The following is a 16,466-nucleotide window of genomic DNA, read 5'->3' as shown; positions in this document are numbered from 1 at the left end:
CGCTATACATTTCTATGGATTAGTCCTAGTATCAATTCACAATGCCTAAGATTCTGGGCGCAATATATATATTTAACGCTTTATGCATAGGAATGAAGGCACTATGCGAATCATTTCCATGACCGATGATGCAATCGCGGCTGTTATTGGTGAGCGTATCGAAGCCATACGGCTCAAGCGCAATATCCATCAGGATGTGGTTGCACACGAAGCAGGCATCTCGCGAGAAACCTATCGGAAAATTACTTCCGGAAAGGGGACGCTGGTGAACGTGATCGCTGTACTCAGGGCTCTGGGTGAGCTTGATCGTTTGTCATCAATGATCGATGAAGTCAGGGCGAGCCCAATCCAGATGGCAAAGATGCAAGGAAAACAGCGGATGAGGGCCGCTTACTCCAAAGCCGAGAAGCCGACGGCTGCTTTGGGTAAAACAACCATTGATAAGCCGAGGCTCATCGGCAATCCAGACGTGAAGAAGGACGTTGGGTGGTGATCGCAAGAATATACCTCTGGGATGTTTATGTGGGTGCTTTGAACTGGAACGCTGAAGCCCAGATCGGTGAGTTTGAATACGCTCCTGAGTTCATAAGCACAGGGCTTGAGATATCTCCTATCCATATGCCGCTGCGTGCTGGCTACACCTATGTTTTCCAAAGTCTGAACCGTGACACCTTCAAGGGCCTGCCCTCAGTACTGGCCGATTCACTTCCGGATGACTTTGGTAATGCACTCATTGATGCGTGGCTGGCGCAGCAAGGGCGTAGCAGGATGACGTTTACCCCGGTCGAAAGATTGCTGTATCAGGGCGCTCGGGGGATGGGAGCGCTAGAGTATCGGCCAGCTCTGGCAGGTGAGCAGAATAAAGCCGAGAGTATTCAGATCGACGCTTTGGTACGTATTGCCAGCGAGGTGCTTTCCGGGCGTGAGTCTCTGGCCGAACGGCTGACGGCCAACGATCCCTCGGTTGACGATGCTGCGCTGCAGCATCTGATCCAGATTGGTACAAGTGCTGGTGGTGCTCGGGCCAAGGCGATCATTGCGATGAACGACAAGCGCGAAATCCGCTCCGGTCAGGTGCCTGCTCCCGCAGGATTTGAATACTGGCTACTGAAGTTTGATGTCGCCAAAAACTCGAATGTGCTTGCCGACAGTCAAGGCTATGGACGAATCGAGTTTGCGTATCACCTGATGGCCAGAGCTGCCGGTATGACAATGACTGAGTGCCGCTTGCTTGAGGAGGGTGGTCGGGCGCATTTCATGACAAAACGCTTCGATCGAACTGATCATGGCGAGAAGATTCATATGGCAACCTTGTGTGCCCTGGATCACGCGGACTTTCGTAAGCCCGGCCAGTACTCATACGCTGAAGCGTTTGCTGTGCTGCGTACGCTTGGTTGCTCGCGAGATGAGGCTGAAGAGTTCTATCGCCGTATGGTCTTCAATGTGATCGCTCGAAACCAGGATGATCACACAAAAAACATTGCCTTCATGATGGACACGGATGGGACGTGGTACCTGACGCCTGCATATGACGTTTCGTGGTCTTACCTGCCAGGTAGCGAATGGGTTGAAACCCATCAAATGACCATTAACGGGAAGCGCGACGAGTTCACCCTCGACGACCTTTTATCTGTCGCAAGTCTGGTTCGAGGTATGGATGCTCGCAAGGTTATCCGGCAGGTACACGATGCTGTAATGCAATGGCCCATGTACGCGGCGCAAGCCGGTGTCGCTCAAGTTTCTATTGAGCGTATTGGTAAAACGCACCGCAGTTATCTAGGTGAGGCCTTGTCATAAGTGGACTCACGCGGTCTTTCGCGAATAAATTCGCTCCTACCGCCGTAGGAGCGAATTTATTCGCGAAGAGAAGAGCCGATCAATCCCAGCTCAACGCACCGCCAGTCTGATACTCGATAACCCGAGTCTCGAAGAAGTTCTTCTCTTTCTTCAAGTCCATGATCTCGCTCATCCATGGGAACGGGTTGTTGGTGCCCGGGTATTCTTCTTTCAGGCCGATCTGCGACAGGCGACGGTTGGCGATGAATTTGAGGTAGTCCTCCATCATCGCAGCGTTCATGCCCAGTACGCCGCGAGGCATGGTGTCGCGGGCATATTCGATTTCCAGCTGGGTGCCTTGCAGGATCATCTGCGTGGCTTCTTCCTTCATCTCGGTATCCCACAGGTGCGGGTTTTCGATCTTGATCTGGTTGATCACGTCGATGCCGAAGTTCAGGTGCATGGATTCGTCGCGCAGGATGTACTGGAACTGCTCGGCGACGCCGGTCATCTTATTGCGGCGGCCCATGGAGAGGATCTGGGTGAAGCCGCAATAGAAGAAGATGCCTTCCAGAACGCAGTAGTAGGCGATCAGGTTGCGCAGCAGTTCCTTGTCGGTTTCGACGGTGCCGGTCTCGAACTTCGGATCGGAGATCGAGCGGGTGTATTTCAGGCCCCAGGCTGCCTTTTTGGCGACCGATGGAATCTCGTGGTACATGTTGAAGATCTCGCCTTCATCCATGGCCAGCGATTCGATGCAGTACTGGTAAGCGTGGGTGTGGATCGCTTCCTCGAAGGCCTGGCGCAGGATGTACTGGCGGCACTCGGGGTTGGTGATCAGGCGGTACACAGCCAGCACGAGGTTGTTGGCAACCAGCGAGTCGGCGGTGGAGAAGAAGCCCAGGTTGCGCATCACGATGCGGCGCTCGTCGTCGGTCAGGCCTTCCGGGTTTTTCCAGAGGGCGATGTCGGCGGTCATGTTGACTTCTTGCGGCATCCAGTGGTTTGCGCAACCGTCCAGGTACTTCTGCCAGGCCCAGTCATATTTGAAAGGCACGAGCTGGTTGAGGTCGGCGCGGCAGTTGATCATGCGCTTTTCATCGACAGCGACACGGGCCGAAGCACCTTCCAGTTCAGCCAGACCTTCGGCAACGTCCAGAGCGTCCAGCGCTTTTTTGGCGCGGATCAGGGCGGCAGAGTCGCTGGCGGTAATTGCACGGGCTTCCAGTGCGGCAGCGCCACCGGCGCTGTCCAGACGATCCATCGTGGCGTCATGAGCCTGTGCAGCCTGGTTGGGTTTGGAGGCTACTTCGCCTTCGTCTTTGTCGAATTCGTCCCAGCTCAGCATGGTGGTAAAGCTCCTGTGCGTGAGGGTGCCTGCGGCAACCGCGGTTGGATTTTCAAGTGTGGATCGCCAGCGTTGCGACAGGTGCACGCTGGCAGTGAATGTTCGAGGTTTACTCGGAGTCTTTTGTGATCGCCGATCTATGAAATTGTCGGTCGTTCAGTGCGCTTGTGAGGTTGGCTCACAAACGAGCAATACGGGTTTTCGGGGTTGCTTTCAGGTGAGCCAGCTTTGCATTTGCAAATGGTCATTTGAGTGCCCTGGAGCAAGCGCGGGAGTATACAGATTTTTCTCCGCAGCTTGTTCATCCGTCATTGAATTTGCTGTGTGATTTCGCGCTTTTTTTCAGGTTTGCACGTTCATTTTCATTGCACCGAAAATGGGCGGCAAACGAAGCAGAAATCCCTTATGTAGTGGTTTTTACAATTAGAAACGCAGGATATAGTGCCTCGGCTTTTCCGGCAATGGCTCATTGGCCACGTTTTCGAGCGTTTGTTTAGAGCATGACCTGGGTCAAGAGTTGCACCTGCCCGTAGACAGTGGCTCTCAGAGGAATGCGAAAATTTCAGGTGCCTGAATGCTGTCGGTTTGTCTGTCGTTAAGTCGACGAATGGCTTGCTGGTAATCGAAGCCTCCGATGCCATCTGTCTATAGCGATGGCATCAGGGGGCTACCCGCACGGTTAACATCATTTTGCTGGTGGTTTGTATCCCGAAAGCATTTTCAGTACTTCAGCATGTGAGCCGCTTGCTTCAGCAAAACGTAATGGCTTGGCGCGCTCGACGACGAGTTCCCGTGGGGTGGGAGTGATCTTGAGCAGTTCAAAGATCTCATCCAGAAACTCGTCCAGAGGCATGGCATGTTCGTCATTCTCCTGCCCAAGCAACGTGGTACGCACGCCCGGTGGCGCAAGCTCGATAACCTCGACCGACGAGTCTTCCAGTTGCACTCGAAGGCTTTGGGTGAACGAATGAACGGCCGCCTTGGTTGCGCTGTAGGTCGGTGTTGCAGGCAGCGGAACGAAGGCCAGGGCCGAACTGACATTGACGATGGTTGCGCTGGGTTGCTTGAGCAGTTGCGGTGTGAATGCATACACCATGCGAACCGTGCCCAGTAAGTTAGTCGTCACGATGTCTTCGGCGGTGCTCAGGTATTGCTGATCAGTAAGATCCTCCCAGTGCATGATGCCAGCGTTGTTTATGAGGACGTTGAGGTTCGGGTGACTGATCGCAAGCGCTTCGCTGGTGCGCTGGATGGACTGCGGATCAGAGACGTCCAGCAATACGGATTCGATGCCCGGATGTTCCGATACGATCTTGTCGAGCAGGGCCTTGCGACGTCCCGCGATGATGACGGTGTTGCCCGCCTTGTGAAGCCTGAGCGCCAGGCCAAGGCCTATGCCTGAGGTACTGCCGGTGACCAGAATCGTATTGCCAGTGCCGTTCATAGTAAACTCCAGTGAAAGTGCTTAATCGGACAAGTGTCCACTTGAGAGAAATTACCGGACAAATGTCCGCTTTGCAATGCAGTGAAGGAAAGCCTTGCTCATGAATGACGAATTGGTGATGCGTTCTGACGCCAGGAAAAACCGGGAACGGATACTGGAGGTCGCGGTGGTCGAGCTGACAATCGATCCTGCTGTCCCGCTGAGCGCGATTGCGAAAAAAGCTGGAGTAGGGCAAGGCACGTTCTATCGCCATTTCGCGACCAGAGAGAGCCTGGTATTCGAGGTCTACCAATTTGAAATGCAACAAGTAGCCTCGTTGGCGGAGCAGTTGCTCGCGACAAAACCACCCAAGGAGGCCCTTCGGGCATGGATGGACAGCCTCGCTGAATATGCGATGACAAAGGCCGGACTGGCGACCGCGATACGACAGGCCGCTTCTGCATACGAATTTCCGGGGAAGTCGGGCTACGCGCCCGTCCAGAATGCAGCCGAACTGCTTTTGAGGGCCAATGAAAAGGCCGGCACGATTCGTAGCGGTGTGACCAACGACGACTTTTTTCTGGCCATTGCCGGCATATGGCAGATAGATTCCCAAAGCGAATGGCGCCCACGCCTTGCCCGGCTGATGGACCTGGTGATGGATGGTTTATGCGCTGGTAGCCTCGAAAGCCTGAAGAAGGACGATGCGTAGCCTCTAATGCCGATCAGTTAAGGCATACCTGTCACTTGTGGGAGGGGCCTTGGCCGCGACGACCTGCTTGAAGGCAACACATTCAGAAGCCTTGTGCCTCAACTGACTGTCGCGGCCAAGGCCCCTCCCACGGATTGCGACCCCGCCACCTGTTTTTTGAAATCAGCCTCTTAACTGATCGGCATTACCATGACCGGAGTACTTTGCAGATTACTTTTGCGCCAGTAATGCCTTTCTGGCCGCCTTTTCATCCTTCATGGCTGCGATTTCACGCTCGCAGGCTTCGACATCGAACGAGTTGTCCCATTTGGCAATGGCGAGGGTGCCGATACCATTACCGATCAGGTTGGTAACGGCTCGCGCTTCGTTCAGGAACCGATCGATACCCAGAAGCAGAACGAGGCCAACCAGAGGAATGGAGTGGATGGTCGTGAGCGTTGCCGCGAGGGTGACGAAGCCCGCACCCGCCACGCCAGCCGAGCCTTTTGAGGTCAGCAGGAATACGCCCAGCAGAATCATCTGATCCATGAATGTCAGGGGTGTATTGGTCGCCTGGGCGATGAAGATGGCAGCCATGGTGAGATAGATGCAGGTGCCGTCCGCATTGAAGGTGTACCCCGTTGGCAGCACCATGCCCACCACGGATTTCTTGCAGCCCAGCTTTTCAAGTTTCACCATCATTCGCGGCAGCACCGCTTCAGTCGAGCAGGTTCCCAGAGTGATGAGAATTTCATCTTTGAAATACCGAAGAAACTGCATCAGGGGCATGCCCGACCATCTGGCAACCGCACCCAGTATGACCACGATGAAAATCAGGGTCGTGATGTAGAGCGCGACCAGCAACTGGCCCAGTGAAAGCAAGGTCCCGATCCCGTACTTGCCAATGGTGAACGCCATGCCGGCACCGGCCCCGAGCGGAGCCAGGCGCATGACCATCGCAACGATCTTGAACAGGCCTTGCAGGAACAGATCAATGGTGTTGATCAGCGGCTTGCTGGTTTCGCCCATTTGAACCAGGGCTACCCCCATCAGGACCGAGAGCAGAATAACCTGAAGCATGACCCCATTGGAAAATGCGCCAAGGAAGGTATGAGGGATAATATTGAGAAAGAACTCAATGGTGCCGCCTTGCTCGCTTGCTGCCTGGCTGTACTTGCTGATGGCACTTCCATCCAGCGCGTTGGCGTTGATGTTCATCCCGACGCCAGGTTTCACGATGTTGACCACAACAAGGCCGAGAACAAGGGCGATGGTCGAAAGAATCTCGAAGTAGATCAGCGCTTTCACGCCAATCCGCCCGACCTCTTTGATACTGCCCATCTTGGCGATACCCACGACGACCGTACCGAAAATGATGGGTGCCAACAGCATCTTGATCAGCTTGATAAAACCGTCGGCGAAGGGTTGCAGCTTGGCTCCGATATCCGGCACGAAGTAACCGATTGCGGCACCGATCACGATGCCGATCAGCACCTGCACATAGAGCTGGCTGTACCAGCGGGATTTGGAAATTTCCACGGAAGCACCTCATTTTATTGTTGTGATGGGCATGTGGCCTGGCGTTGGGTGATTTGCGGCCTCTTCAAGCGAGGCCGCAAATCACGAGTGATCAGCCTTCGCCCAATTCGCGCATGACCGCGTACAAGGCGGATTTCGCTTCAAAGCCGACACCTGGAATATCCGGCAGACCGACAAAGCCATTTTCCACACGGATTCCGTCAGCGAAGCCGCCGAAAGGCTGGAACACGTCCGGATACGATTCGTTGCCGCCCAGGTGCAGACCTGCTGCGATGTTCAGGGACATCTGGTGACCACCGTGCGGCACTACGCGGCGCGAAGACCAGCCCATTTCTTCCATCACCTTCAGAGTGCGCATGTACTCCACCAGCCCGTAGGACAGGGCGCAGTCGAACTGAAGGTAATCGCGATCCGGGCGCATGCCGCCGTGGCGCAGAAGGTTGCGGGCATCCTGATGGGAGAACAGGTTTTCACCCGTTGCCATGGGCAGTTCATAGTGATTGGCAAGCTCTGCCTGCAGTGCGTAGTCCAGCGGGTCGCCAATTTCTTCGTACCAGAAGAGGTTGTATTTCTTGATGGCTTCGGCGTACGCAATACCGGTCTGCAGATCGAAACGACCATTGGCATCCACCGCCAGACGACGACCGTCACCGACCACTTCCAGCACTGCTTCGATGCGACGGATATCTTCGTCCAGTGGCACTGCACCAATCTTCATCTTGACGACGTCGTAGCCACGATCCAGATAGCTCTGCATTTCTGCCTTGAGCTTGGTCTGGTCTTTGCCGGGGTAGTAGTAACCGCCCGCTGCGTAGACCCAGACCTTGTCATCGGCCACGCCGTTACGGTAGCGGTCGGCCAGGAGGCGATACAGCGGTTTGCCTTCAATCTTGGCGACGGCATCCCATACCGCCATGTCGATGGTGCCGACGGCGACCGAGCGCTCGCCGTGACCGCCCGGCTTTTCGTTGGTCATCAGGGTTTTCCAGATGGCGAACGGGTCCAGGTTGTTGTTTTCATGATCGATGAGGGTGTCTGGATCAGCTTCCGTGATACGCGCCAGGAACCGGTCGCGCATCAGCGCGCCCTGGCCATAACGACCATTGGAGTTGAAACCGTAGCCGATGACAGGTTTGCCATCGCGAATCACATCCGTGATGACGGCGACCACCGAGCAGGTCATTTTCGAGAAATCGATGTAGGCGTTGGCAATGGGGGAGGCGATAGAGACAGTTTTTTCACGAATGTCCACGATACGCATGGGGGGTTCCTCTTGTTGTTGATGACCCCACGTTATGCTTTGCGATGACACCCGCCCAATGCTATTAATGCCGCGCCCTATGCACAGGAGGCATTGCCCTTGGAACTCGTCTGGCTCGAAGACTTTTCAGCCCTTGCGGAGTACGGCAGTTTTGTCCGTGCCGCTGAAGCACGCCATGTCACTCAGCCGGCCTTCAGCCGCAGAGTTCGTTCGTTGGAAAACTGGATGGGGGTTGAGCTGTTTGTGCGCACACCTCAGGGAGCCATCCTGACCGATGCGGGAAGGCAAATCCTGCCGGCTGCTCAGGAAGCTGCCAGGCGCTTGTACAGAATACGCAACGAGGCTCAAGAGGTAGCGGGAGTGGCCGCCCGGTCCCTGCAATTCGCGGCCACTCACTCCCTGTCGTTTACATTTTTCCCCAAGTGGCTTCGCAGCTCGGAAAACGGCGCCCCCATCGAGTCTGTGCAACTGCACTCCGACAGCATGGCGGTCTGTGAACAGATGCTGATACATGGTCAGGTGCAGTTTCTGCTCTGCCACCGCCATCCCGATGTACCGCCTTTGCTGGCGCCTGATCAGTTCATCGGCAAGAAGGTGGGTGAGGACGTGCTTGTGCCGTTGGCGAGTGCTTCTGCCAACTTCGGTACATCTCCCGCGGCGTTACCTTACCTCGCTTACACCCATGAATCGGGACTAGGGCGCATCGTCGCTCACCGCTTGCGTGGCAAGGAAGACTACCTGCACCTCAAACCGCTTTTCAGCACCCACCTCGCCGCGGTGCTGATGTCCATGGCTCTGGAAAGCAAAGGCGTGGCGTGGTTGCCCAAGAGCCTCACCGAGCAGGAAATACTCGATGGACGTCTGGTCAGAGCCCTCGACGAAAGCTGGGATATACCTCTGGAAATTCATCTGACTCGCCCGGCAGCGCCACTCAGCCAGTCTGCCGAAGAGTTCTGGGCACGGATCGGCAGCAACTGATCGCGTTTTCCTGACGGCCATAAACCAAAAACCCCCTGCATGAGCAGAGGGTTGATGGTGTTTCAGCGCTTTGTTACCTGAGTGTTATTGGCAAGCTTCGCAATCCGGCTCGTCAATGGCGCAGGCTTTTGGCACTGGAGCCGGGCCGGCAGGTGCTGCTTCGGCTGGACGTGGCGCGGTGATCGCGGAGTCGTCCGGGCCGTGGCCGCCGCTCGATACGGCGTTGAGCTTGCCGGTGTTGATGGTCGACTTCTCGGTGCTGGTCGCAGCCAGGGCACGGAGGTAGTAGGTGGTTTTCAGACCACGGAACCAGGCCATGCGGTAGGTCACGTCCAGTTTCTTGCCCGAAGCGCCCGCGATGTACAGGTTCAGGGACTGAGCCTGGTCGATCCACTTCTGACGGCGGCTGGCGGCGTCGACGATCCACTTGGTTTCCACTTCGAACGCAGTGGCGTAAAGCTCTTTGAGCTCCTGCGGAATACGCTCGATCTGTTGCACGGAACCGTCGTAGTACTTCAGGTCGTTGATCATGACCGAGTCCCACAGATCACGAGCCTTGAGGTCGCGAACCAGGTACGGGTTGATCACGGTGAATTCGCCCGACAGGTTCGATTTCACGTACAGGTTCTGATAGGTCGGTTCGATCGACTGCGATACGCCGGTGATGTTGGCGATGGTCGCGGTCGGTGCGATGGCCATGATGTTCGAGTTACGGATACCTTTCTGCACGCGGGCACGTACCGGCGCCCAGTCCAGGGTTTCCTTCAGGTCGACATCAATGTACTTCTGGCCACGGGCCTCGATCAGGATCTGTTGCGAATCCAGCGGCAGGATGCCTTTGGACCACAGCGAACCCTGGAACGTCTCGTAGGCACCGCGCTCGTCCGCCAGGTCACAGGAAGCCTGGATGGCGTAGTAGCTGACCGCTTCCATGGACGTGTCGGCGAACTGCACGGCCGCATCGGAACCGTACGGGATGTGCTGCAGGTACAGCGCGTCCTGGAAGCCCATGATGCCCAGGCCGACCGGACGGTGGCGCAGGTTGGAGTTCTTGGCCTGCGGTACCGAGTAGTAGTTGATGTCGATCACGTTGTCGAGCATGCGAACCGCGACGTCGACAGTGCGCTTGAGCTTGTCGGTGTCCAGCTTGCCGTTGACGATGTGGTTCGGCAGGTTGATCGAGCCCAGGTTGCAGACCGCGATTTCGTCCTTGTTGGTGTTCAGGGTGATCTCGGTGCACAGGTTCGAGCTGTGGACCACGCCCACGTGCTGCTGCGGGCTGCGCAGGTTGCACGGGTCCTTGAAGGTCAGCCATGGGTGGCCGGTCTCGAACAGCATCGAGAGCATCTTGCGCCACAGATCCTTGGCCTGGATGGTCTTGAACAGTTTGATCTTGCCCGGGTATTCGCTCAGCGCTTCGTAGTACTCGTAACGCTCTTCGAAGGCCTTGCCGGTCAGGTCGTGCAGGTCCGGCACTTCCGATGGCGAGAACAGGGTCCACTTGCCGTCATCGAAGACGCGCTTCATGAACAGGTCAGGGATCCAGTTGGCGGTATTCATGTCGTGGGTACGACGACGGTCATCACCGGTGTTCTTGCGCAGCTCGATGAACTCTTCAATGTCCATGTGCCAGGTTTCCAGGTAGGCACAGACAGCGCCTTTGCGCTTGCCGCCCTGGTTGACCGCAACGGCGGTGTCGTTGACCACTTTCAGGAAAGGTACGACGCCCTGGGACTTGCCGTTGGTGCCCTTGATGTAGGAACCCAGCGCACGAACCGGCGTCCAGTCGTTGCCCAGGCCGCCTGCGAATTTGGACAGCATGGCGTTGTCGTGGATCGCGTGGTAGATGCCCGACAGGTCATCCGGCACGGTGGTCAGGTAGCAACTGGACAGCTGTGGACGCAGGGTGCCGGCGTTGAACAGTGTCGGGGTCGACGACATGTAGTCGAAGGACGACAGCAGGTTGTAGAACTCGATGGCGCGATCTTCTTTCGCTTTCTCTTCGATCGCCAGGCCCATGGCCACGCGCATGAAGAAGATCTGCGGCAGTTCGAAACGCACGCCATCCTTGTGGATGAAGTAACGGTCGTACAGGGTCTGCAGGCCCAGGTAGGTGAACTGCTGATCGCGCTCGTGGTTGATGGCCTTGCCCAGTTTGACCAGGTCGAAGTCGGCCAGCACAGGGTTGAGCAGTTCGTACTGGATACCGGTGGCGATGTAGGCAGGCAGGGCCTTGGCGTACAGGTCGGCCATTTCGTGGTGAGTGGCGCTGTCGGCGACTTCCAGGAAGCTCAGGGCTTCGGCGCGCAGGGTGTCCATCAGCAGGCGGGCGGTAACGAACGAGTAGTTCGGCTCGCGCTCGACCAGGGTACGGGCAGTCATGACCAGTGCGGTGTTGACGTCTTTGAGGGCAACGCCGTCGTACAGGTTTTTCAGGGTTTCGGTCTGGATCAGGCCGGCGTCGACTTCAGCCAGGCCTTCGCAGGCTTCGGTGACGATGGTGTTCAGACGACCCATGTCCAGCGGCGTCAGGCTGCCGTCGGTGCGAGTGATGCGGATCGAAGGGTGTGCCTGGACTTCGCTTTCTGGAGCGCGGCCAGCACGTTCCTTGGCGCGGGAGTCACGATAGATGACGTAGTCGCGAGCGACTTTCTGCTCGCCGGCACGCATCAGGGCCAGTTCGACCTGATCCTGGATTTCTTCGATGTGGATGGTGCCGCCCGATGGCATGCGACGCTTGAAGGTCGCGGTGACTTGTTCGGTCAGGCGTGCAACGGTGTCGTGGATACGCGACGAGGCGGCAGCGTTGCCGCCCTCAACTGCAAGAAACGCTTTGGTGATAGCGACGGTGATCTTGTCATCGGTGTACGCAACAACAGTGCCGTTACGCTTGATCACGCGCAGTTGACCAGGTGCGGTCGCAGACAGGTCCTGTTGGCCCTGGCCCGATTGCGGCGCATTGGTCGGCGAGTTCTCGCGAGTTGTGTCTGTTTGCATGGGTGTCTCCACGTTCTTTAAGTTTGTTCGGGCAGCCAGGCCACCCACCGATCCGTCTTGAGGCATTCAGCCGCCAAAGGAGCGACTGCAAATGACTTCAAAACGGAGGAAGGAGCGCTTGATCAACGCTCCCAGGCTTTGAAGTCGAAAGGGGAACGGTTCAATGGCTCCGTTCCCTTGAAAATCTGGTGAAGGTTGCTCTTTTGATGTTGCAAAACGTGTACCGGCTTGCCAGAGGCTGGCGCGGTCGGTTGGGCTATTGAACACGTCTTAAAGTTCAACCTTGCAGGCACAAGAAAAATGCTTGAATTTCTCGATTGAGTCGTGTTGGCGTTTCTCCACAAAACCCTACATGTAGGGTGTCGCTTCGGATCGGGCTACAAGATAATGCGTTTGGGACATCAATTGCAACGCACAGCCTGTGGATAAGCTTGTGCGTAGTTTGTGTATGAATCGCCCATATCGCGTGTAGGCCGCATAACTACTGAGCCGGACCGTTTGTCATCGTTTTTTACATTGATGTGCGACTCGAAGCGGATTTTTGCGGGCGCGAACCCTATCACAAAAAACGTATCATGCAAGGCCGCTTTGGCATGTCGTGTGCTTGTTCCCGCGCTTGCTACAATCGCTCGCACCGATGTGATGAAAACGCCTTGCATAACAACAATCAGGAGGCCGCTTGTGGAGCAAGAAAACTGGCAGGTGCTGATCGTCGAAGATGACCAGCGACTGGCCGAACTGACCTGCGATTATCTGCAGAGCAACGGCCTGAGCGTCACCATCGAGGGTAATGGCGCTCTGGCGGCAGCGCGCATTATCGACGAGCAACCTGATCTGGTGATCCTCGACCTGATGCTTCCCGGCGAAGACGGCCTGAGCATCTGCCGCAAGGTCCGTGATCGTTATGACGGGCCGATCCTGATGCTCACCGCACGTACCGACGACTCCGACCAGATCCAGGGCCTGGACACCGGCGCTGACGATTTTGTCTGCAAGCCGGTTCATCCGCGCGTGTTGCTGGCGCGTATCCATGCCTTGCTGCGGCGCAGTGAAGCACCGCAAGTGCCGGCCGCCGAATTGCGCCGTCTGGTGTTCGGCCCGCTGGTGGTGGATAACGCCTTGCGCGAGGCCTGGCTGCGGGATCAGAGCATCGAGTTGACCGGCGCCGAGTTCGATCTGCTGTGGCTGCTGGTGGCCAATGCCGGGCGTACTCTGTCGCGGGAAGAAATCTTCACGGCCTTGCGTGGCGTCGGCTATGACGGCCAGGACCGTTCCATCGATGTGCGCATCTCCCGTATCCGCCCGCGCATTGGTGACGACCCGATTCACCCGCGCCTGATCAAGACGGTGCGCAGCAAGGGCTATCTGTTCGTGCCCGAAGCGGCGCAGGACATGAACAGCTTTGTCTTCAGCGGCTGACCAATGAACTCCATTTTCCTGCGCATCTATGGCGGCATGTTGGGCGTACTGGTGCTGGTGGCCCTGCTGGGTGTGCTGGCGCTGCACCTGCTCAATCAGGAGCGCAGCGGGCAATACCGCGAGCGTCTGGCCCACGGCACTTTTACGGTGATGGCCGACAACCTGATCCCTTTGAACGACATCGAGCGTCGTCGTGCGCTGGCGGTGTGGGAACGCTTGCTGGGGATTCCGCTGAGCCTGCAAAGCGTCGAGCAGGCGAACCTGGACAGCAGCGCCCGCAGCCGCCTGCAACGCGGGCAGGTTGTGGTCGAGCAGATCGGCCCCCATGCGGCCAGGGTTTATCGTCAGCTCAGTGACAACGAGCATCTGTTGCTGACCGGCGAGGTGCAGCAGATCACCGAGCAACTGGCGCGGGCGACCATCTATTTATTGATCGACGAGTTGGTACGTCTGCCGGTGGATGAGCAACCGGCCCGGCTGCAAGCCTTGCAGGTGAGCAAGGGCTTTGGTTTCGACCTGAAACTACTGGCCCTGGATCAGGCTGATCTGGATGACGATCAGCGCCGGCGTGTCTATGAAGGCGACACGGTCATGGCGCTGGGCAAGGGCGGGGATTCCATCCGTGTGTTGTCCGGGATTGTCGACACCAACTGGGTGCTGGAAATCGGCCCGCTGTACCAGATGAATCCTTATCCGCCGCAATTGCTGGTGCTGATTGCGCTGTTGGGGCTGTGTTTTATCGGCGTGGTGGTTTACCTGCTGGTGCGGCCTCTTGAACGGCGGGTTCAGGCGCTGGAAGCCGCCGCGACCCTGATCGCCAAAGGCAGCCTGCAAACTCGTGTGCCCACTGAGGGCTCCGATTCCATCGGGCGTCTGGCGATTGCCTTCAACAGCATGGCCGAGCACTTGCAGCGTTCGCTGATGATCCAGCGGGAACTGGTGCGAGCGGTGTCCCATGAACTGCGCACCCCGGTATCGCGTCTGCGTTTCGGCCTGGAGATGATCCGCGACGCCACGACTCCCGAAGCGCGCAACAAATACATGACCGGCATGGACAGCGACATCCAGGACCTCGACAAGCTGGTGGACGAGATGCTGACCTATGCACGACTGGAGCAGGGTGCGCCGACCCTGAACTTCCAGCGTATCGATCTGGATCTGCTGATCAATCAGGTGATTGCCGAGCTGGCGCCTTTGCGCGCCAATGTCCGGGTGGGGCGTGGAGAGTGCGTGATTATCGGTGACGGCGAATCGGCTTGGGTCGATGCCGAGCCGCGTTACTTGCACCGTGCCGTGCAGAATCTTGTGAGCAACGCCATGCGCCATGCCGAGTCACAGGTCAGCATCAGCTATCGACTGGAACCGGGTTGTTGTCGTCTCGATGTTGAAGACGATGGCCCCGGCGTGCCGGAAAGTGCCTGGGAGCAGATATTCACGCCGTTCATGCGTCTGGACGACAGCCGCACCCGAGCGTCCGGCGGGCACGGGCTGGGGTTGTCCATTGTGCGACGGATCATCAACTGGCACGAAGGCCGTGCTTCCATCGACCGTAGCACCAGCCTGGGCGGCGCCTGTTTCACCCTGGTGTGGCCGCGCACTCAGGAACCACGGTGAGCGCATTGTTCACCGGCCCGCTGGAGCGATTCGGGCAGACGCTGCTGGCGGTGGATCATCCCGGGCCGGTAAGAACGTTGCCGGATCTGCTGCAGAAAGAATCCCTGGATGCGCTGCTGACCGGGCTTTATGGGCCGCAATTGATGGCCGATCATTTGCCGGTGCTGGTGTCGCAATGGGCCAAGTATTACTTCATGCAGGTGATTGCGCCGCAGGTGGTGGGCAGTCTTGTCTATCGCTGGCACTGGCCTTTGCATCTGGAGCAGGTAGCGTTGGCGCTGGATGAGCGGGGCGTACCGACAGGGTTGAAATTGTTGGGCGAGGGCGCTGCTTATCAAGTATTGCCGGTCGATCCTTTCGAGCGTTTCGCCGGTCTGCTGGACGATAACCTGCAACCGTTCATTGACGCACTGAGCATTTATGGCGGCCTTGCCAGCAGCGTGTTGTGGTGCAGCGCCGGGGATTATCTGGAGCGTTGTCTGGTGCAGTTGGGCGAGTGCAGCGAGGTGTCGCTGGAGGTCGGGCAGGCCTTGCTGGCTGTGCGAGTGCGCCCGGACGGCAGGCGTAATCCGTTGTTTCAGGCTGTCACTCATGTAGGGCAGCGTCGTCAGCGCCGAACCTGCTGCCTGAGTTATCAGGTGGAGTGGGTCGGGCGCTGCGAGCATTGCCCGTTACCCGGCTGATTCAGGCGGCGATGCTCACCAGGCTCAACAAGTGTTGATCGTGCAGGCTGAACTGGCCTTCCAGTTCCTTGCCGCTGTGCCATTCGCTGGACAGGTCCATCAACAGGCGCAGGCGCACGCTGCCATCGGCTGACCATTCCAGTAGTTGCGCGTCTTCAAAGTAGAAGCGCTTTTGCACGATAGGGTAGAGGGCCTTGAACAGCGCTTCCTTGATCGAGAAGGTCAGGGTAACCCGTAGCGCGATGTCTTCTTCCGGGCCAGCGGCCATGACAGCCAGTTCATCGGCGGTGAGGATTTCCCCGGCCAGTCGTGAGGCGCGATCGGTGCTCAACATGTTTTCGGTATCCAGTCCCAGCCCGCGCCATTGCTGCCTGGGCGCAACGATGGCGGCTGCCCAGCCGGTGCTGTGGGTGATGGAGCCGCTGATATCGCCGGGCCAGATCGGCGCACGATCTTCGCCAATGGTGGGGACGTACAGACGCTCGTCGAGTTGGTGCAGGGCTTCACGGGCACAGAGCCGGCCGGCGAGGAATTCGGCCTGACGCTTGGCGACCGAGCGCTGGATGCTGGCAGGCGGCGCGATGGCGCAGCGCTGAAAATCACCTTCGGCCAGTTTCTGCGGATCGAAATGGCTGCTGACCAGGACCGCCCCCGGCACGGCATGGGGCAGCGGCCAGTGTCGGGTGGGTTCGGAGCAGCAGGTGGGGAATGTCGGGATTCGAGTCATGGGCTGCATT

13 protein-coding genes are annotated in these 16,466 nt (G+C 57.6%); 7 read left to right on the top strand and 6 right to left on the bottom strand.

Features of this window, described 5'->3' with window-relative positions:
* Nucleotides 1-103: 103 nt before the first annotated feature.
* Both K5D32_RS05575 and K5D32_RS05570 read left to right on the top strand, forming a co-directional pair.
* On the top strand, nt 104-493 hold the full coding sequence (locus K5D32_RS05575) for a helix-turn-helix domain-containing protein (RefSeq protein ID WP_260407238.1): 390 nt from the start codon (nt 104-106) through the stop codon (nt 491-493).
* Nucleotides 490-1,797, top strand: a complete 1,308-nt coding sequence (locus K5D32_RS05570; RefSeq protein WP_221577438.1) for a type II toxin-antitoxin system HipA family toxin — start codon at nt 490-492, stop codon at nt 1,795-1,797. The genes K5D32_RS05575 and K5D32_RS05570 overlap by 4 nt, the downstream gene beginning before the upstream one ends.
* A 79-nt stretch (nt 1,798-1,876) precedes the next feature.
* Here K5D32_RS05570 and K5D32_RS05565 read toward each other — a convergent pair whose 3' ends face one another.
* Together K5D32_RS05565 and K5D32_RS05560 are read right to left on the bottom strand one after the other, a co-directional pair.
* Nucleotides 1,877-3,124, bottom strand: coding sequence for a ribonucleotide-diphosphate reductase subunit beta (locus K5D32_RS05565; RefSeq protein WP_221599439.1), 1,248 nt, complete (start codon nt 3,122-3,124; stop codon nt 1,877-1,879).
* A gap of 685 nt (nt 3,125-3,809) precedes the next feature.
* On the bottom strand, nt 3,810-4,568 hold the full coding sequence (locus tag K5D32_RS05560) for an SDR family oxidoreductase (protein ID WP_221599438.1): 759 nt from the start codon (nt 4,566-4,568) through the stop codon (nt 3,810-3,812).
* Nucleotides 4,569-4,668: 100 nt separating this feature from the next.
* Here K5D32_RS05560 and K5D32_RS05555 point away from each other — a divergent pair, with 100 nt between their 5' ends.
* Entirely contained in the window at nt 4,669-5,259 is a 591-nt protein-coding gene (locus K5D32_RS05555; protein ID WP_221599437.1) for a TetR/AcrR family transcriptional regulator, read from the top strand.
* Between the two features lie 210 nt (nt 5,260-5,469).
* Here the strand turns inward: K5D32_RS05555 and dctA are convergent, their stop codons facing one another.
* Both dctA and K5D32_RS05545 read right to left on the bottom strand, forming a co-directional pair.
* Complete coding sequence (gene dctA, locus K5D32_RS05550; RefSeq protein ID WP_221577443.1) at nt 5,470-6,777, bottom strand: C4-dicarboxylate transporter DctA; 1,308 nt, start codon at nt 6,775-6,777, stop codon at nt 5,470-5,472.
* Between the two features lie 91 nt (nt 6,778-6,868).
* On the bottom strand, nt 6,869-8,038 hold the full coding sequence (locus K5D32_RS05545) for a mandelate racemase/muconate lactonizing enzyme family protein (protein WP_095067502.1): 1,170 nt from the start codon (nt 8,036-8,038) through the stop codon (nt 6,869-6,871).
* Nucleotides 8,039-8,137: 99 nt separating this feature from the next.
* Between K5D32_RS05545 and K5D32_RS05540 the strand changes: the two genes are divergently transcribed.
* A complete protein-coding gene (locus K5D32_RS05540) occupies nt 8,138-9,016 on the top strand; it encodes a LysR family transcriptional regulator (RefSeq protein ID WP_221577444.1) in 879 nt (292 codons plus the stop codon).
* A gap of 84 nt (nt 9,017-9,100) precedes the next feature.
* Here K5D32_RS05540 and K5D32_RS05535 read toward each other — a convergent pair whose 3' ends face one another.
* Nucleotides 9,101-12,013, bottom strand: coding sequence for a ribonucleoside-diphosphate reductase subunit alpha (locus tag K5D32_RS05535; protein ID WP_221592642.1), 2,913 nt, complete (start codon nt 12,011-12,013; stop codon nt 9,101-9,103).
* A 681-nt stretch (nt 12,014-12,694) separates the two neighbouring features.
* Between K5D32_RS05535 and K5D32_RS05530 the strand changes: the two genes are divergently transcribed.
* Genes K5D32_RS05530 through fhuF form a run of 3 tightly spaced genes read left to right on the top strand, consistent with a single transcriptional unit; the run spans nt 12,695 to nt 15,729 of the window.
* A complete protein-coding gene (locus K5D32_RS05530; protein WP_162880412.1) occupies nt 12,695-13,432 on the top strand; it encodes a response regulator in 738 nt (245 codons plus the stop codon).
* Nucleotides 13,433-13,435: 3 nt separating this feature from the next.
* Entirely contained in the window at nt 13,436-15,046 is a 1,611-nt protein-coding gene (locus tag K5D32_RS05525) for an ATP-binding protein (RefSeq protein ID WP_221577446.1), read from the top strand.
* Nucleotides 15,004-15,729 (top strand): siderophore-iron reductase FhuF, encoded by a 726-nt coding sequence (fhuF, locus tag K5D32_RS05520; protein WP_221599490.1) that lies wholly within the window; start codon nt 15,004-15,006, stop codon nt 15,727-15,729. Before K5D32_RS05525 ends, fhuF begins: the two co-directional genes overlap by 43 nt.
* Nucleotide 15,730: 1 nt before the next feature.
* Here the strand turns inward: fhuF and K5D32_RS05515 are convergent, their stop codons facing one another.
* Entirely contained in the window at nt 15,731-16,456 is a 726-nt protein-coding gene (locus K5D32_RS05515) for a 4'-phosphopantetheinyl transferase (RefSeq protein WP_221599489.1), read from the bottom strand.
* Nucleotides 16,457-16,466: the final 10 nt, after the last annotated feature.

The organism is Pseudomonas cichorii (genome assembly GCF_019719005.1).
Classification (GTDB): domain Bacteria; phylum Pseudomonadota; class Gammaproteobacteria; order Pseudomonadales; family Pseudomonadaceae; genus Aquipseudomonas; species Aquipseudomonas cichorii_E.
This window is presented reverse-complemented; position numbering and strand designations above follow the sequence as displayed.